Origin of the sequence: Lentzea sp. CC55 (assembly GCF_021056325.1) — a bacterium.
Classification (GTDB): Bacteria; Actinomycetota; Actinomycetes; order Mycobacteriales; family Pseudonocardiaceae; genus Lentzea; species Lentzea jiangxiensis.
Window position 1 is genome coordinate 138,596 of sequence record NZ_JAJCXE010000057.1, and the last position, 15,907, is coordinate 154,502.

General features: G+C 70.3%; 19 protein-coding genes. 17 read left to right on the plus strand and 2 right to left on the minus strand.

All coding sequences use genetic code 11. The annotated features are described in order from the left end of the window. Window positions 1-3: 3 nt before the first annotated feature. Complete coding sequence (gene ffh, locus L6E10_RS39055; protein WP_236225196.1) at window positions 4-1,563, plus strand: signal recognition particle protein; 1,560 nt, start codon at window positions 4-6, stop codon at window positions 1,561-1,563. 2 nt (window positions 1,564-1,565) lie between these two features. Further along, window positions 1,566-2,621: an amidohydrolase family protein gene (locus tag L6E10_RS39060; RefSeq protein WP_236225197.1), complete on the plus strand. Its 1,056-nt coding sequence runs from the start codon at window positions 1,566-1,568 to the stop codon at window positions 2,619-2,621. Here L6E10_RS39060 and L6E10_RS39065 read toward each other — a convergent pair. After that, a complete protein-coding gene (locus L6E10_RS39065) occupies window positions 2,618-3,094 on the minus strand; it encodes a carboxymuconolactone decarboxylase family protein (RefSeq protein ID WP_236225198.1) in 477 nt (158 codons plus the stop codon). The genes L6E10_RS39060 and L6E10_RS39065 overlap by 4 nt on opposite strands. 115 nt (window positions 3,095-3,209) lie before the next feature. Between L6E10_RS39065 and L6E10_RS39070 the strand changes: the two genes are divergently transcribed. The 15 genes from L6E10_RS39070 to dprA all read left to right on the plus strand — a co-directional run bounded on the left by L6E10_RS39070 (window position 3,210) and on the right by dprA (window position 15,260). After that, window positions 3,210-4,085, plus strand: coding sequence for an RNA polymerase sigma-70 factor (locus L6E10_RS39070; protein ID WP_236225199.1), 876 nt, complete (start codon window positions 3,210-3,212; stop codon window positions 4,083-4,085). Between the two features lie 409 nt (window positions 4,086-4,494). Next, entirely contained in the window at window positions 4,495-5,325 is an 831-nt protein-coding gene (locus L6E10_RS39075; protein WP_308102978.1) for a CPBP family intramembrane glutamic endopeptidase, read from the plus strand. Further along, window positions 5,325-6,056 carry a LamB/YcsF family protein gene (locus L6E10_RS39080; RefSeq protein WP_236225200.1) on the plus strand — a complete coding sequence of 244 codons (732 nt, stop codon included), beginning with the start codon at window positions 5,325-5,327 and terminating at the stop codon, window positions 6,054-6,056. The genes L6E10_RS39075 and L6E10_RS39080 overlap by 1 nt, the downstream gene beginning before the upstream one ends. A gap of 124 nt (window positions 6,057-6,180) precedes the next feature. Next, window positions 6,181-6,621 (plus strand): 30S ribosomal protein S16, encoded by a 441-nt coding sequence (gene rpsP / locus L6E10_RS39085; RefSeq protein ID WP_236225201.1) that lies wholly within the window; start codon window positions 6,181-6,183, stop codon window positions 6,619-6,621. Next, window positions 6,618-6,857, plus strand: coding sequence for an RNA-binding protein (locus L6E10_RS39090; protein ID WP_030468017.1), 240 nt, complete (start codon window positions 6,618-6,620; stop codon window positions 6,855-6,857). Before rpsP ends, L6E10_RS39090 begins: the two co-directional genes overlap by 4 nt. Before the next feature lie 17 nt (window positions 6,858-6,874). Further along, window positions 6,875-7,390, plus strand: a complete 516-nt coding sequence (gene rimM, locus L6E10_RS39095; protein ID WP_236225202.1) for a ribosome maturation factor RimM — start codon at window positions 6,875-6,877, stop codon at window positions 7,388-7,390. Next, a complete protein-coding gene (trmD, locus tag L6E10_RS39100) occupies window positions 7,380-8,126 on the plus strand; it encodes a tRNA (guanosine(37)-N1)-methyltransferase TrmD (RefSeq protein WP_236225203.1) in 747 nt (248 codons plus the stop codon). Before rimM ends, trmD begins: the two co-directional genes overlap by 11 nt. Window positions 8,127-8,279: 153 nt before the next feature. Continuing rightward, on the plus strand, window positions 8,280-8,639 hold the full coding sequence (gene rplS / locus L6E10_RS39105; RefSeq protein WP_090095457.1) for a 50S ribosomal protein L19: 360 nt from the start codon (window positions 8,280-8,282) through the stop codon (window positions 8,637-8,639). Between the two features lie 72 nt (window positions 8,640-8,711). Continuing rightward, window positions 8,712-9,383, plus strand: a complete 672-nt coding sequence (gene lepB, locus L6E10_RS39110) for a signal peptidase I (protein ID WP_374237631.1) — start codon at window positions 8,712-8,714, stop codon at window positions 9,381-9,383. Between the two features lie 4 nt (window positions 9,384-9,387). Further along, window positions 9,388-10,251, plus strand: coding sequence for a signal peptidase I (gene lepB / locus L6E10_RS39115; RefSeq protein WP_236225204.1), 864 nt, complete (start codon window positions 9,388-9,390; stop codon window positions 10,249-10,251). After that, window positions 10,248-11,042, plus strand: coding sequence for a ribonuclease HII (locus tag L6E10_RS39120; RefSeq protein WP_236225205.1), 795 nt, complete (start codon window positions 10,248-10,250; stop codon window positions 11,040-11,042). Before lepB (L6E10_RS39115) ends, L6E10_RS39120 begins: the two co-directional genes overlap by 4 nt. Next, window positions 11,042-11,365, plus strand: a complete 324-nt coding sequence (locus L6E10_RS39125) for a DUF2469 domain-containing protein (RefSeq protein WP_030468024.1) — start codon at window positions 11,042-11,044, stop codon at window positions 11,363-11,365. The genes L6E10_RS39120 and L6E10_RS39125 overlap by 1 nt, the downstream gene beginning before the upstream one ends. A gap of 248 nt (window positions 11,366-11,613) precedes the next feature. Next, the gene (locus tag L6E10_RS39130; RefSeq protein ID WP_236225206.1) at window positions 11,614-11,985 is read left to right on the plus strand and encodes a YraN family protein; all 372 of its coding nucleotides are present in this window, start codon (window positions 11,614-11,616) and stop codon (window positions 11,983-11,985) included. 1 nt (window position 11,986) lies between these two features. Continuing rightward, the gene (locus tag L6E10_RS39135) at window positions 11,987-13,504 is read left to right on the plus strand and encodes a YifB family Mg chelatase-like AAA ATPase (protein WP_236225207.1); all 1,518 of its coding nucleotides are present in this window, start codon (window positions 11,987-11,989) and stop codon (window positions 13,502-13,504) included. Between the two features lie 598 nt (window positions 13,505-14,102). Continuing rightward, window positions 14,103-15,260, plus strand: coding sequence for a DNA-processing protein DprA (dprA, locus tag L6E10_RS39140; RefSeq protein ID WP_236225309.1), 1,158 nt, complete (start codon window positions 14,103-14,105; stop codon window positions 15,258-15,260). Here dprA and L6E10_RS39145 read toward each other — a convergent pair whose 3' ends face one another. Next, window positions 15,261-15,776, minus strand: a complete 516-nt coding sequence (locus tag L6E10_RS39145; RefSeq protein ID WP_236225208.1) for a hypothetical protein — start codon at window positions 15,774-15,776, stop codon at window positions 15,261-15,263. Between the last annotated feature and the right edge of the window lie 131 nt (window positions 15,777-15,907).

A 15,907-nucleotide genomic window follows, 5' to 3' on the forward strand; every position in this document is an offset into this window, starting at 1 on the left:
GGCGTGTTCTCCACGCTTTCCGACCGGCTGACCACGGTTCTCCAGGGCCTTCGCGGCAAGGGCCGGCTCAGCGACGCCGACATCGACGCGACCGCCCGCGAGATCAGGGTCGCCCTGCTCGAGGCCGACGTCGCGCTGCCCGTTGTGCGCGGCTTCATCGCCAAGGTGAAGGAGCGCGCCAAGGGCGCCGAGGTGCACCAGGCGCTGAACCCGGCGCAGCAGGTCGTGAAGATCGTCAACGAGGAGCTCGTCAACGTCCTCGGTGGCGAGACGCGGCGGCTGAACCTGGCGAAGAACCCCCCGTCGGTGATCATGCTGGCGGGTCTGCAGGGTGCCGGTAAGACGACGCTCGCCGGCAAGCTGGCCCGCTGGCTCAAGGGCCAGGGTCACACGCCGCTGCTCGTCGCGGCCGACCTGCAGCGCCCGAACGCCGTCACGCAGCTCCAGGTCGTCGGTGAGCGCGCGGGCGTGCCCGTGTTCGCCCCCGAGCCCGGCAACGGCGTGGGCAACCCGGTCGAGGTCTCGCGCCGCGGCATCGAGGAAGCCAAGGCCAAGCAGCACGACATCGTCCTCGTCGACACGGCCGGCCGGCTGGGCGTCGACGAGGAGATGATGAAGCAGGCCATCGACATCCGGGCCGCGGTCAACCCGGACGAGGTCCTGTTCGTCGTCGACGCGATGGTCGGTCAGGACGCGATCAACACCGCCACGGCGTTCCGCGACGGCGTCGGCTTCACCGGTGTCGTGCTCACGAAGCTCGACGGCGACGCCCGCGGTGGTGCCGCCCTGTCGGTCCGCGAGGTCACCGGCCAGCCGATCCTCTTCGCGTCCAACGGCGAGAAGCTCGAGGACTTCGACGTCTTCCACCCGGACCGGATGGCCTCGCGCATCCTCGGCATGGGTGACGTCCTCACGCTGATCGAGCAGGCCGAGCAGCACTTCGACCAGGAGCAGGCCGAGAAGGCCGCCGCGAAGCTGCACACCGGCCAGCTCACGCTCGAGGACTTCCTGGAGCAGATGCTCGCGATCCGCAAGATGGGTCCCATCGCGAACCTGCTCGGCATGCTGCCGGGCGCGGGGCAGATGAAGGACCAGCTCGCGATGCTGGACGAGAAGCACCTCGACCGCATCCAGGCGATCATCCGCGGCATGACGCCGGCCGAGCGCGACGACCCCAAGATCATCAACGCTTCCCGCCGGCTGCGCATCGCCAACGGTTCGGGCGTCAAGGTCAGCGACGTGAACGACCTGGTCAACCGCTTCTTCGAGGCCCGCAAGATGATGGCGTCGATGGCCGGCCGGATGGGCTTCGGCGGCGGTGGCGGCGGCAAGGGGAAGAAGGGCAAGAAGGGGAAGAAGGGCAAGGGCGGACGCGGCCCGACGCCTCCCAAGATCAAGGGCGGCTTCCCCGGGATGCTCCCCGGCGGGATGCCCGGTGGCTTCCCCGGCATGCCTCCCGGCGGGATGCCCGACCTGTCGAAGCTCGGTGGGGGCATGAACGAGCTCCCGCCCGGCTTCGACCCGTCGAAGTTCAAGTTCGACGGCGACGACAAGAAGAAGTGACCATGCACCTGCGCGGCGTCGTCCTGCCGGACGGCGAGCCGCGAGACCTGTGGGTCGTCAACGGCCGTGTGCGCACCCAGCCCGTGCCGGGTGCGCGGACCGTGGTCGACGGAGGGTTCCTCGTCCCGGGCCTGGTCGACGCGCACTGCCACGTCGGCCTGGGCCCGCAGGGCGGTGTGGAGCTGTCCGAGGCCGTTGAGCAGGCGATCACCGACCGCGACGCGGGCACGTTGCTGATCCGCGACTGCGGGTCGCCGATCGACACGACGCCGTTGCAGGAACGCCTGGACCTGCCGCGGATCATCCGGTCGGGCCGCCACATCGCCCGCCCGAAGCGCTACCTCCCGCACATCGGCGTGGAGATCGAGTCGGACCTGGCGTCAGCCGTGGCGGAGCAGGCCGTGCAGGGCGACGGCTGGGTGAAGCTCGTCGGCGACTGGATCGACCGCGACGCGGGCGACCTCGCCCCGCTGTGGACGGACGAGGAGCTGGCCGGGGCGATCAAGGTCGCCCACGACGCCGGCGCCAAGGTCACCGCGCACGTGTTCGGCGAGGACGCGCTGCCGGGCCTGATCAACGCGGGCATCGACTGCATCGAGCACGGCACCGGCCTGACCGGCGACACGATCGCGCTGATGGCCGAGCGGGGCACCGCGCTGGTGCCCACGCTGATCAACGTCGAGACGTTCCCCGGCATCGCGGACAGGGCCGGCAGGTACCCGGTCTACGCGAACCACATGCGGGACCTGCACGCCCGCGTCTCGTCCACGGTGGCGTCCGCGATCGAGGCGGGCGTGCCGGTCTACGCGGGCACCGACGCGGGTGGCGGCATCCGCCACGGGCGCATCGTCGACGAGGTCGTCGCCCTGCACCGCGTGGGCATGAGCGCGGCGGACGCCATCGGCGCCGCGTCGTGGCGTGCCCGCGAGTGGCTGGGCTTCCCGTCGCTGACCGAGGGCGCGGCGGCGGACATCGTCGTCTACGACGAGGACCCGCGGAAAGACCTGGAGGTCCTCCGGACGCCGCGCATGGTCATGCTCCGGGGCCGGATCCACTAGTCGAACTGGGCCATCGCGCCCACCTGGTACGCACCGCCCTTCTGGCGGGTGATGACGCCCAGCCGGTTGGCGGCGTTGATCAGGCCGACCAGGCAGACCAGGGCGGCGGTCTCCTCGTCGTCGTAGTGCTTGCGGACCGCTGCCCAGGTCTCGTCGCTCACGCCGTCGAGCGTGAGCAGCGTGCCCTCCTCGGTGAGCTTGAGCGCGGCCTGTTCGGCCTCCGTGAACACGGTCGTCTCGCGCCACCCGGCCACCAGGTGCAGCCGCAACGGGTCCTCACCCGCCGCGACGGCGTCCTTGGCGTGCATGTCGAGGCAGAAGCCGCAGCCGTTGAGCTGGCTCGCCCGCATGCTGACCAGTTCGATCACGGTCTTCGGCAGCGGCGACTCGTGCAGCACGCCGTGCAGACCCGCGAACCGCTTGGCAAGCTTGGCGCCGGTCTGGGTGGCGAAGAGGTCGAAGCGGGTTTCCATCGTTGGTTCCTCCCTCGTGGACTTGCCGGACGACCACGAGATGCCGGACCCCCGAATCCTGTGACTGTGATCCAGCACACTGTCACAGTCGAGCCCGGCCTGGTGTCTTGTGTCCATGGACGCCGCGACCGACTCGTTCGTCAGCCACCGCAACCTGCTCTTCACGATCGCCTACGAGATGCTCGGCTCCGCCGCCGACGCCGAGGACGTGCTGCAGGAGACGTGGCTGCGGTGGGCAGACGTGGAGCACGGCGCCGTCGAGAACCACCGCGCCTACCTGGTCCGCGTCGTGACGCGCCAGGCGCTGGCGAGGCTGCGGACCCTGGGGCGCCGCAAGGAGTCCTACGTCGGCTCGTGGCTGCCGGAGCCGCTGCTGACCGCCCCGGACGTCGCCGAGGACGTCGAGCTCGCCGACAGCGTCTCGATGGCGGTGATGCTGGTCCTCGAAACGCTCACCCCGACCGAGCGCGCCGTCTTCGTGCTGCGCGAGGTGTTCGACCTCGGCTACGACGAGATCGCCGAGGCCGTGGGCAAGAACCCGGCCGCGGTCCGCCAGATCGCCCACCGCGCCCGCTCGCACGTGGCCGCCCGGCGCCCGCGCGAGGTCGTCACCCAGGCCGAGTCGCGCGAGGCCCTCGCGGCCTTCCAGCGCGCCACCGAGACGGGTGATCTCCAGTCGTTGCTGGACCTGCTCGCCCCGGACGTCGTGTTCCTCGGCGACGGCGGCGGCGTGAAGCAGGCCGTCCCGCGTCCGGTCGTCGGCGCCTCGAAGGTCGCGCGCCTGCTGCTCGGCGGCTTGCTGAAGGTGACCGGCTGGGAGATGGAACCGGCCCAGGTCAACGGCTACCCGGCGCTCGTGGTCAGGTTCGGCGGCGAGCTCGACACGGTGATCGCGGTGCGGCTGGAGGACGGGCGGATCAGCGGCCTCTACGCCGTGCGCAACCCGGAGAAGCTCTCGCACATGGACCGGGAGACGTCCCTGCGCCGCTGATCACCGGCAGGTGCGGACGTGTCCCGTGCTGGCCGGGCGTGGTGGAAGCCGGCCACCCGGGGCGACCTCGCGGCGGCACCGGTCCGGGCATCACCCCGCGCCAGTGGTTTGCGACCCGGTCCGCCCGCCGATCCGTTCAGCAGGAGCCGGGACATCCGGCGGGGACCCGATCTGACCATCTTTTGGCCAGGTGCTTGGCCCGGATTCCGCCGGTGCCGCACAGTAGCCTCGGATCCGGGGGCGGCAACGCTCCCCGAGGGGGCTCGCGGTCCCCACTCCAAGCGCATCGCGAGGCACCGACAGCCCGGAGGTGCTTCAGCAGCCGTCGATCGCGAGGTGGGTTGATCATGAGGGTGTCGGTGCCCGCTGTTGCGCCGCTGGTAGCCGCGGTGTGACTAGATTGCAGAGCGTGAGCGAGCCGGAATCCCTGAAGCCCAGGCGCGGCTTCACCGAGAGCGTCGCCGGGGCCGCGCGCCGCGTTGCCGGGGCCGTGCGCGGCGCCGTCGAGGCGGTGCGGAACATCAACCGCGACCCGGAGCCCGAGCGGGTCGGCCAGCGCTGGGGGTTCGGCGCGTTCCTCCTGGTCGAGGCGATCTTCATCCTCAGCGCCGTGTTCATCACGGCGCTCGCCAAGCAGTTCGGCATCAGCCTGCTGGACTCGGTGCCGCTGGTGCTGGTCGGCTCGATCGTGCCGACGGTCCTCGCGGCCGGTGCCGCCATCGTGATCACCTACGTCAGGGGCAACGGTCCCAAGATCGACCTCCGCTTCAGCATGACCAGGGAGGACGTCGCGATCGGGCTGAAGCTCGGCGTCCTCGGCCTCGTCCTCACCTACGCCGCCGCCACGCTCTGGACGAAGGTCGTCGGCGAGGAGAACGCGACGAGCGCGGTCGGGGACCTGCTGTCCGGCTCGAACCTGCCGCTCGGCGCCGCGATCACGATGTTCCTCTACGTGAGCCTCATCGGGCCGATCTGCGAGGAGATCATCTACCGCGGCATGCTCTGGGGCGCGGTCGAACGCCAGGGATGGAGCCGCTGGGCCGCGTTCTGGCTCACCACGGTGGTCTTCGCGATCGGCCACTTCGAACCGCTGCGCACGTCGTTGCTGCTCGTGATCGCCATCCCGATCGGCATAGCCCGCCTGCTCACCCGCCGCCTCGGGGCGAGCATCGTGGCGCACGTGATGAACAACTTCCTGCCGGGGCTCACGCTCCTGCTCGTCTCCGTCGGGGTCATGTGATGGATCTGAACAGCGACCTCGGCGAGGGCTTCGGCATCTGGAGGCTCGGCGACGACACCGCCCTGCTGGGCCTCATCAGCAGCGCGAACGTCGCGTGCGGCTTCCACGCCGGTGATCCGTCGACCATGCGCAGGGTGTGCGAGGAGGCGGCGCGCAACGGCGTGCGGATCGGCGCCCAGGTGTCCTACCGCGACCTCGCCGGGTTCGGGCGCCGCTTCATCGACGCCGACCCGCTCGAACTGGCCGACGAGGTGCTCTACCAGATCGGTGCGCTCGACGCGTGCGCGCGAGCAGCGGGCACCGAGGTCGTGTACGTGAAACCGCACGGCGCGCTCTACAACGCGACGGTGCACCACGAGAAGCAAGCCGAAGCCGTGGTGAACGGCACCAAGGCGTTCAAGGACCTGCCGATCCTCGGCCTGCCGGGCTCCCAGCTGCTCGCGAAAGCCGCGGAAGCCGGACTCAGGCCCGTCCAGGAGGCGTTCGCGGACCGCGGCTACACGCCGGAGGGCACGCTGGTCCCGCGCAGCCGGCCGGACGCCCTGCTCAGCAGCACGGACGAGGTCGTCGAACGGGCCAAGAGGCTCCTGGACGGCGAGATCGTCGCGGTCGACGGCACCGTGATCAAGACGCGCGCCGAGTCGTTGTGCGTGCACGGCGACACGCCCGGAGCGGTCGAACACGCCCGAGCGGTGCGCGAGGCGCTCGGCTCCGTGACGCCGTTCGCGTAGGCCCGGTTCGGATCCACCGGCCGTCATCTGGCACAATTGCCCGCTGTCCGTCGTGGTCGGCCCCTCTGCCCGGGCCACGGCTGTGCGAACCATCAACACAGAGCTCTCGAGGAGTACCAGGCCAATGGCCGTCAAGATCAAGCTTCAGCGTCTCGGCAAGATCCGCCAGCCGTACTACCGCATCGTGGTCGCCGACGCGCGCACCCGTCGCAACGGCAAGGCCATCGAGACGATCGGCAAGTACCACCCGAAGGAAGAGCCGTCGTTCATCGCGGTCGACTCCGAGCGCGCGCAGTACTGGCTGGGTGTCGGCGCGCAGCCGACCGAGTCGGTCCAGCGCCTCCTCGAGATCACCGGTGACTGGCAGAAGTTCAAGGGCCTGCCGGGCACCGAGGGCACGCTGAAGGTCAAGGAGCCGAAGACCTCCAAGGCCGACCTGTTCGCCGCCGCCCTGGCCGCCGCGAACGAGGAGCCGATGACCGAGGCCACCACCCCGAAGGCGAAGAAGGCCAAGAAGGCCGACGAGGCCCCCAAGGCTGACGAGGCCACCAAGGACGAGGCGTGAGTTTGTTGGCTGACGCCCTCGAACACCTCGTTCGCGGCATCGTCGACCACCCGGACGACGTCCGGGTGAACCTCGTCACGACCCGTCGCGGCCGCACCCTCGAGGTCCACGTCCACCCGGACGACCTCGGCAAGGTGATCGGTCGTGGCGGTCGCACCGCGACGGCTCTGCGCACCGTGATGGCCGGCATCGGCGGTCGTGGTGTGCGGGTCGACGTCGTCGACACCGACCGCTGAACGAACTTCAAGGGCAAATGGACGTCGTTGTCGGCCGTGTGGCCAAGGCGCACGGGATCACCGGCGAACTCGCCGTTGACGTGCGCACTGATTCACCCGAACTGCGGTTCGCGCTCGGAGCCAAGCTCCAGGCCAAGCTGCGTGACGGCACGTCCCGAAGCCTCACCGTGTCAGCCGCCCGGCCTCATGCCGGGCGGCTGCTCGTGCGTTTCGCCGAGGTCGTCACCCGCGATGTCGCCGAGGCGTTGCGCGGCACGTTGCTGCTGGGCAGCACCGACGACCTCCCGCCGACCGACGACCCCGACGAGTTCTACGACCACGAGCTCGAAGGGCTCGCGGCGGAGCTGGTCGACGGCACGAAGATCGGCACGGTCAAGGAGGTCCTGCACGGCCCCGGTGGCGAGCTGCTCGTGGTCATCCGCGACGGCGGGGAGGCGTTGATCCCGTTCGTGCGCGAGATCGTGCCCACTGTGGACGTTCGCGGCGGCCGTGTCGTGATCGACCCGCCCGAGGGTCTTCTCGATGCAGATTGACGTCGTCACGATCTTCCCCGAGTACCTCGCGCCGCTGCGCGCGGCGTTGCTCGGGAAGGCGATCGATAAAGGGCTGATCAGCGTCGGTGTGCACGACCTGCGGGACTGGACCCAGGACGTGCACAAGGCCGTCGACGACAGCCCGTACGGCGGTGGGCCCGGCATGGTCATGAAGGCCGACATCTGGGGCCCCGCGCTCGATGACGTCTGCACGGACGAGACGCGTCTCATCGTGCCGACGCCGGCCGGTCGTCCGTTCACGCAAGCGCTCGCGCACGAGTACGCGAGCGAGTCGCACCTCGTCTTCGCGTGCGGGCGCTACGAGGGCATTGATCAGCGTGTGGTCGACGACGCCCGGCGGCGCGTTCGCGTCGATGAGGTGTCCATCGGGGACTACGTGCTGGTCGGCGGCGAGGTGGCCGTGCTGGCGATCGTGGAAGCGGTCGCGCGGCTGCTGCCGGGCGTGCTCGGCAACCCGAAGTCGCACGCCGAGGACTCGTTCCAGGACGGGCTGCTCGAAGGACCGAGCTACACGCGGCCGCTCGTGTGGCGCGACCTGGCCGTTCCGGACGTGCTGCGCTCGGGCAACCACAGGCTCATCGACCGCTGGCGGCGTGACCAGTCACTCGCCCGCACCTTCGAACGGCGTCCCGACCTGCTGGAATCGTTGCCGGAGGACGCCTTCGACAAGCACGACCGGGCCCTGCTCGCACGCCTGCGCGAGGGGGGCGAGTAGCCCGATTTCATTCCGGAGTGCCTGGTCTGGCACACTGGAACAGTTGCCGCAGCCGGTGTCGTATCGGCGTGCGCACCAAGCCGACCCCCATCATGTCGTGCACAGCCATGGAACATGCTCTGGGGAGTTCACAGACACACGTGAGGACCACCGATGAACATCCTGGACGCACTTGACGCCCAGTCGCTGCGCTCCGACGTCCCGGCCTTCCGCGCCGGCGACACGCTGAAGGTCCACGTCCGCGTCATCGAGGGCTCGCGCGAGCGCGTCCAGGTGTTCCAGGGCGTCGTGATCCGTCGCCAGGGTGGCGGCATCCGCGAGACCTTCACCGTCCGCAAGGTCTCCTTCGGCGTCGGCGTCGAGCGCACCTTCCCGGTGCACTCCCCGAACATCTCCGAGATCGAGGTCGTCACCCGCGGTGACGTGCGTCGCGCCAAGCTGTACTACCTGCGCGACCTGCGCGGCAAGGCCGCCAAGATCAAGGAGAAGCGCGAGGCCCGTCCGGTCTCCTGATCGGTGGCTTCGAGCCCAGAAGACCCGGAGGACGCCTCCGCACCGGATGAACCGGAGCGGGGGCGTACTCCTGTGTGGAGGGAAGTCCTCTACGTCGTCCTGACGGCCGTCGTGCTGACGGTGCTGATCCAGGCGTTCGTGGCGCGGGTCTACGTGATCCCCTCGGCGTCGATGGAGAACACGCTGCACGGGTGCACCGGCTGCCAGAACGACCGCGTGCTCGTCGACAAGGTCACCTACAGGTTCGGCGACGTCGAACCCGGCGAGGTGGTCGTGTTCCGCGGGCCCGAGGCGTGGACGACGACGGACTTCCGCAACCCGCCGTCGACGAACCCCGTCGCACGGTCCGTGCAGTACGTCGGTTCGTTGCTGGGCATCGCGCCCGCGAACGAGCGCGACTTCGTCAAGCGCGTGATCGCGCTTCCCGGTCAGACGGTGATGTGCTGCGACGAGCAGCACCGTGTCGTCGTGGACGGAAAACCGCTCGACGAGCCGTACGTGTACTGGCAGCCCGGCACCTCTCCCGCCGACCACGAGCCGTTCGCTCCGATCCGCGTGCCGGAAGGGCGGTTGTTCGTGATGGGGGACAACCGGATGAACTCCACCGACTCGCGCAAACAGGGCGGCGGGGGCGTAGCGGGCACGGTGCCTGTCGAGAACGTCATCGGCAAAGCCCGGTACGTCGTTTTCCCGAAAGATCGCTGGAGTGTTGTGTCCGACCACAACCCCCAGCCCCTAGGCTGATCTCGTGGTCGACGACGCTCCAGAGCAGAACACGTCCGGTGACGAGCCGACTTCCGACGCTTCGGGTGAAACCGGGAAGAAGAAGAAAAAGGGCAACTTCTGGAAGGAACTGCCCGTTCTCGTCCTGGTCGCGTTCGGCCTCGCCATCGGCATCCAGGTCTTCCTGGGCCGCGTCTACATGATCCCGTCGGAGTCGATGGAGACGACGCTGCACGGGTGCACCGACTGCTACGGCGACCGGGTGCTCGTGGACAAGGTCACCTACCGCTTCACCGAGCCGGCGCCCGGCGACGTGATCGTCTTCCGCGGGCCGCCGTCGTGGCAGAACGACTTCATCTCCGAGGAGCCGGGCAACCCGGTCTCGCAGGGGCTGTCGTGGCTCGGGTCGCTGGTCGGGCTGCCGTCGGCGAACGAGGAGGACTTCGTCAAGCGCGTGATCGCCGTCGGCGGGCAGACCGTGAAGTGCTGCGACGAGCAGAACCGCGTGACCGTGGACGGCAAGCCCCTCGACGAGCCGTACAAGCACTTCGACGAGGGCACGCCGGCCGAGCAGGAGTCGTTCGAGGAGCTCAAGATCCCGGACGGGATGCTGTTCGTGCTCGGCGACAACCGCAACCACTCGTGCGACTCGCGCTGCCAGGGCCAGGGCGGTCTCAACGGCCTCGTGCCGGTGGACGACGTGATCGGCAAGGCGCGCGTGATCGTGCTGCCCCCGTCGAGGTGGGGCGGGGTGTCGGACCACGACCCGCAGGCCGTGTCGATGGGTGCGCCGGGCTGGCAGGAGAACGTGCCGCTGGGGCTGGGTATCGTCGCCGCGTGGCCGCTTCTGCTGCTCGGACGTCGAGTGCGAGACCGATTCCGCCGATGACCATGCTGATGCCGCCTCGCGCGGTGGTGCGGGGCTCCTCGGGGAACTGGGCGCTGCAGAGCACCCTGGAGCGCCGGGGCCTGGGTCCCGTCGCCGGGGTCGACGAGGCGGGGCGCGGTCCGTGCGCCGGGCCGCTGGTGATCGCCGCGTGCGTCCTCCGGCCGGGTGACGCGTCGCGGTTCGAGGGCCTGAACGACTCGAAGCTGATGACGGCGTCGGCGCGCGACAGGATGTACGACCTGGTGCTGAAGCGCGCGGTGGACCACTCGGTGGTCGTCGTGCCGCCCGCCGACATCGACTGGCTGGGCATCCACGTCATGAACATCGAGGGCATGCGCCGCGCGGTGGCGCAGATGTCGACCCATCCCGGCTACGTCCTGACCGACGGGTTCAAGGTGCCGGGCATGCCCGCGCCGAACGTGGCGGTGCTCAAGGGCGACCAGGCCGCGGCGTGCGTGGCCGCGGCATCGGTGCTGGCCAAGGTCACGCGGGACCGGATCATGGCCGACCTGCACGAGCGCCATCCCGAGTACGGGTTCAACGTGCACAAGGGTTACTGCACGCCCGACCACACGGCTGCGTTGATGGAGCACGGGCCGTGTGCGGAGCACCGGTGGTCGTATGTAAATGTGGCAGCGGCGGCTGCCAAGCACGGTCTCGCCGCGCCGCACAGGGTGGCGCGCGCCACGACCGCGGCGGCCGTGGTCCAGAATGATGCAGCCCCGGCTGATGCCGGGGAGCTCGCGACGAGGGAGGGCGCGGAGCAGATGATGACCCGCGCGGAGGCGTAATGAGTGCAGAGGATCTCGAGAAGTACGAGACCGAGATGGAACTGTCGCTGTACAAGGAGTACCGCGACATAGTCAGCCAGTTCTCGTTCGTCGTGGAGACCGAACGGCGTTTCTACCTGGCCAACTCGGTGGACGTGCAGGTGCGCAACGCCGACGGCGAGGTGTACTTCGAGGTGCGCATGTCGGACGCGTGGGTGTGGGACATGTACCGGCCCGCGAGGTTCGTCAAGAACGTTCGTGTCATCACGTTCAAGGACGTGAACGTGGAGGAGCTGGACAAGCCGGACCTCCGACTGCCGGAAAGCGGTCCGTTCCCCACCTGAGGTCTTCCGCAGCACCGCCCTCGCGTCCCGGGTCGTACCGGGACGCGGGGGCGGTGCTGTTTCGTGCCGCGGATCGCCGTCCTCGGGCCACTAGCACACCCCACCGACAACTCCGCCCTTTCAAGATCCACAAAGGCCGACCTGTCCACAGCCGCTGAGTTGTCCACAGATTCCCCTCAGCCCGGCCACCCACCCCGTTCCGCCCGGCAAGGTCGAACCCGACGACCCGCAGGGAGGCGAGGACAGTGGTGGCACAGGCACCGGTCGGGACCAGGCAGCAGGAGAGAGGCCGTCAGGGCGAGGACCTGGCGTGCAGGTACCTGGAGGAGCAGGGTCTGGTGGTCCTGTCGCGGAACTGGACGTGCCGCGACGGGGAGCTCGACATCGTGGCCGTGGAGGGCGACCGCCTGGTCGTCTGCGAGGTCAAGACGAGATCCGGTCCCGCGTGGGGACGTCCGGACGAGGCCGTGGACCAGCACAAGCTCTCACGCCTGCGTCGAACAGCCCTGCGCTGGCTCGCGTCGCACGGCGTCGGCTGGTGCCACGTCCGCGTCGACCTGATCTCGGTCACCTGGCCCCCGTCCGGTGAAGCCCGTCTGCAGCACCTGCGGGGAGCCTGAGATGGGCCTCGCACAGGCGTGGTCGGTGGCGCTCTGCGGCGTCGACGGCCTGCCGGTGGAGATCGAGGCGGACGTGGGCGTGGGCCAGCCCCGCACGCACCTGCTCGGGCTGCCCGACGCGTCGCTGCACGAGTCGAAGGAGCGCGTGAAAGCCGCCGTCCGCAACAGCGAGGAGGAGTGGCCGAAGCAGCGCATCGTCCTGGGGCTGTCCCCGGCGAACCTGCCGAAGGGCGGCAGCAGCTACGACCTGGCCATCGCCTGCGCCACGCTGGCCGCCTCGGGCGCGATCCCGCCCGACCGCCTCGCCACCACCGTCCTGCTGGGTGAGCTGGCCCTGGACGGCCGCATCCGCCCGGTCCGCGGCGTCCTGCCCGCCCTGCTGGCGGCCCGCCGCGCGGGCCTCACTCAGGCCGTCGTCCCCGTCGCCACCCTGCCCGAGGCCGCCCTGGTGGACGGCGTGGAGATCCACGGCGCCCTCACCCTGACGGAGGTCCTGGCGTGGCTGCGCGGCGACGAGGTGACGCTGCAGAAGCCACCGCGGCCCGTCGACCCGCCGCTGCCGCAGGTCCCGGACCTGGCCGACGTGGTCGGCCAGCCGGAAGCCCGCTGGGCGCTGGAGGTGGCGGCGGCCGGCGCCCACCACCTCCTCCTGACGGGCCCACCGGGCACCGGCAAGACGATGCTCGCCGAACGCCTCCCGGGCCTGCTCCCACCCCTGACCCGCGAGGAGTCGCTGGCCGTCACGGCGGTGCACTCCGTGGCGGGCGTCCTCTCCTCCGACTACCCGCTGGTCGCCAGCCCGCCGTTCGTCAACGTGCACCACACGACGTCGATAGCGGCCCTGATTGGCGGAGGGAGCGGACTGGCGAAGCCGGGCGCCGCCTCCCGGGCGCACAGGGGAGTGCTGTTCCTGGACGAGGCCTGCGAGTTCGGCCAGAAGACCATCGACACCCTCCGCACCGCGCTGGAGGAGGGCGAGGTCCGCATCCCACGCCGCGACGGCATAGCCCGCTACCCGGCCCGCTTCCAGCTGATCCTCGCCACCAACCCGTGCCCGTGCGCCCCGCCGAAGGAGGTCGACTGCATCTGCACCAGCACCGTGCGCCGCCGCTACCAGTCCAAACTCTCCGGCCCGCTGCTCGACCGAGTGGACCTCCGCGTCCGCATGAGGGCGACCACCGCCATGTCGAACGCCGACGCGGCCCCACCCGACTCGACGGCAACAGTCCGCGAACGCGTCCTCAAGGCCCGCTCCCGGGCCGCCACCCGCTGGTCGGCCCACGGCCACGACTGGCAGGCCAACGCCCTGGTCCCAGGCCCGGCACTCCGCCAGGAGTTCGCCCTCCCACGCGACACCACAGCGCTGCTGGACCGAGCCCTGGCCATCGGCGCCCTGACAGGCCGAGGCGCCGACAGATGTCTGCGAGTGGCTTGGACCTTGGCCGACCTGGCCGAAGCCGACCGCCCCACCGCCGACCACGTGGCCGCCGCCCTCCAGTTCCGAGAACGCCGAGTCTGACGCCTTTCCGCTGCTCTCCGACTCTCCTGCGAAGACACCAGGCCAGCACCCTGCGCCGCCGTGGGCGTTCGGCCACAAGTACCGCCTGACACACGGCGCTCGCGCTCGTGGCCGGCGGCCGACCGCCTGGCAGCGAGCCCAGGGGAGCCGCCTACCCGAGCCGCCGGTCGCAAGCGGTGGCTCTTGTCACCCCGGCTGCCAGCGGACTCCAAGACAGCCGTCCACCCGAGCCGCCGGTCGCGGAGCTTCCCGCCCCGACTCCGCGTCCGGCCCCCGGTCGAGCGGGCGCTCGTCCACCCCTGCGAGCGCCCGCTCACCCACCAACCCCAGGTCCGACCCCGACCCCGACGACGAACCCTGACCCTCCCGAGTCGCCGGGTTCGGAGTCCCACTCCTACTCCGCGCCCGGCCCCGTCCAACCCAGATCAAGGAGTCCGACCATGTCCTCGCTTCTCGCCTGTGCGGCCACCTCGACCACCGCCCGAGCAGCCGCCGCTTTGCCCGCGTTTCTGCGGATGCCGTGCACGGTGCGAAGGCGGTCGTCGGGTGTCAGTCCGCCGTCGCCGTGGCGTTCGGAGCCCTGGCAGCGCTGGCTGCCCTGGTGGTGGTTCCGGTGAGCGCCGGGGCGACGGACGCCGTCCGGCTGGCGCGGGCGTACCTGTCGCGGGTGGCGGAGCCGTATCCGGCGGCGCTGGCCGCGTTGGTGGCCGAGGTCGGGCCCGTTGAGGCCGCGGCGCTCGTCCGGGCTGGTGAAGTGTCGTCTTCGGTTGCGAGTCAGACGTCTGCTCGGCGGGCTGAGGAGCGGGCGGAGCAGGACCTCGCGCACGTCGCCAAGTTGGGTGGGCGGCTGGTTGTTCCTGAGGACGAGGAGTGGCCGCGGTGGCCCTTCGTCGCGTTGGAGGGGGTGTCGGCACGGCGGTGTGGTGGTGAGCCGTTGGCGTTGTGGGTTCGTGGGGCGCACGACCTCGCCGAGGCGGTGGACACGGCCGTGGCGATCGTCGGGTCGCGGGCTTCGACCGGGTACGGCGAGCACGTTGCCGGCGAGTTCGCGTTCGGGTTGGCGGCGGCGGGGGTGACGGTCGTGTCCGGGGCGGCGTACGGGATCGACGGTGCCGCTCACCGCGGTTCGCTCGCCGGTGGCGGGCTGACCGTCGCGGTGCTGGCGTGCGGGGTGGACTTCGCCTATCCCGCCGGGCACCAGGGGTTGCTCGCGAAGATCTCGCGGGAAGGGGTGATCGTCAGCGAGTACCCGCCTGGTGTGATGCCTGCTCGGCACCGGTTCCTGACGCGCAACCGCCTCATCGCGGCGTTGGCCGGTGGCACGGTCGTCGTCGAGGCCGGGCGGCGCAGCGGGGCCAAGAACACCGCCGCGATCACGCTCGCGCTGGGGCGGCCGTTGATGGTGGTGCCGGGGCCGGTGACGTCGGCCAGTTCGATCGGGTGCCACGAGCTGTTGCGGGACGGGCAGGCGGTGTCGGTGAGCTCGGTGGCCGAGGTCGTCGAGTCGGTCGGGCGGTTCGGGGACGACCTCGCCACCGAGCCCGCGGAGAAGGAGAGCGAGCTCGGGGCGCCGCAGGGCGAGGCCATGCGAGTCTACGAAGCACTCGGGAAGCGGGGCGGGGTCAGCGACGAGGTCGTGTCGGTCGAGTCCGGTGTGCCGTTGGAACGGGTGCGGGCGCTGCTGCCCGAGTTGGAGCTGGCCGGGCTGGCGCTGCAGGTCGACGGCGGCTGGCAGAAGCTGGAGGTGCGGTGCTGATCAGTCCGGGTCGGCCGGGCCTTCTTCGGGGTCGTTGTCGCGCAGCACCAGGGCGGTGACCACGGCGTCGGCGAGAGCCTCCGCCTTCTCCCGCTCCATGCCCAGCGAGAGAGCGCGTTCGAGGGCGGTCTTGCGCACCTCGGCCAGCTGGGGCGTCGTCAGGGGTGTGGACGGCAGCTCGAGCGGTTCGGCGGGCTTGCCGCGGAGTTTGCGCCACGCTTTGCGCGCGGCGTTCGTCGTGCCCTGCTGCACGGCCTTGCCGACGCTGTCGGACACGGCGGTGATCACGCTGCCGGACACCAGGGCGATCACCGGAGTCGCCATCGCGACGATGTCGCCCAGGCCGAAGCCCAGCGGGTCGTCGTGGGCCTGGCGGAGCCGGCGTTCGGCCTGCTTGGGGTTCTCCAGGTAGGGCGCGGCGACTATCTCGAACGAAGGCAGCTCCTCGGGAGCGATCTTGCGCACGACTCGGCGAGCGAGCTCGTCGACTGTTCGGACGGTGGTGCTGGCTACCATCGCTACTCCGAAAGGTGATCTGTACGTGCCACCAAGCCCCTGGTCGTCACGGGGAGTTGAAACGTTATCGTGTTCCTGATCATGGGAACGCTCTCATGCGGCTCGGGGGTGTGGCGATACTTGACCAAACG

What these genes read in the sequence shown, in the direction of transcription:
- L6E10_RS39065 (WP_236225198.1), bottom strand. Translation starts at nt 3,094, where the DNA reads ATGGAAACCCGCTTCGACCTCTTCGCCACCCAGACCGGCGCCAAGCTT.
- rplS (WP_090095457.1), top strand. Translation starts at nt 8,280, where the DNA reads ATGAACATCCTGGACGCACTTGACGCCCAGTCGCTGCGCTCCGACGTC.
- rimM (WP_236225202.1), top strand. Translation starts at nt 6,875, where the DNA reads ATGGACGTCGTTGTCGGCCGTGTGGCCAAGGCGCACGGGATCACCGGC.
- L6E10_RS39125 (WP_030468024.1), top strand. Translation starts at nt 11,042, where the DNA reads ATGAGTGCAGAGGATCTCGAGAAGTACGAGACCGAGATGGAACTGTCG.
- L6E10_RS39120 (WP_236225205.1), top strand. Translation starts at nt 10,248, where the DNA reads ATGACCATGCTGATGCCGCCTCGCGCGGTGGTGCGGGGCTCCTCGGGG.
- rpsP (WP_236225201.1), top strand. Translation starts at nt 6,181, where the DNA reads ATGGCCGTCAAGATCAAGCTTCAGCGTCTCGGCAAGATCCGCCAGCCG.
- L6E10_RS39070 (WP_236225199.1), top strand. Translation starts at nt 3,210, where the DNA reads ATGGACGCCGCGACCGACTCGTTCGTCAGCCACCGCAACCTGCTCTTC.
- trmD (WP_236225203.1), top strand. Translation starts at nt 7,380, where the DNA reads ATGCAGATTGACGTCGTCACGATCTTCCCCGAGTACCTCGCGCCGCTG.
- L6E10_RS39060 (WP_236225197.1), top strand. Translation starts at nt 1,566, where the DNA reads ATGCACCTGCGCGGCGTCGTCCTGCCGGACGGCGAGCCGCGAGACCTG.
- L6E10_RS39080 (WP_236225200.1), top strand. Translation starts at nt 5,325, where the DNA reads ATGGATCTGAACAGCGACCTCGGCGAGGGCTTCGGCATCTGGAGGCTC.
- L6E10_RS39145 (WP_236225208.1), bottom strand. Translation starts at nt 15,776, where the DNA reads ATGGTAGCCAGCACCACCGTCCGAACAGTCGACGAGCTCGCTCGCCGA.
- L6E10_RS39135 (WP_236225207.1), top strand. Translation starts at nt 11,987, where the DNA reads ATGGGCCTCGCACAGGCGTGGTCGGTGGCGCTCTGCGGCGTCGACGGC.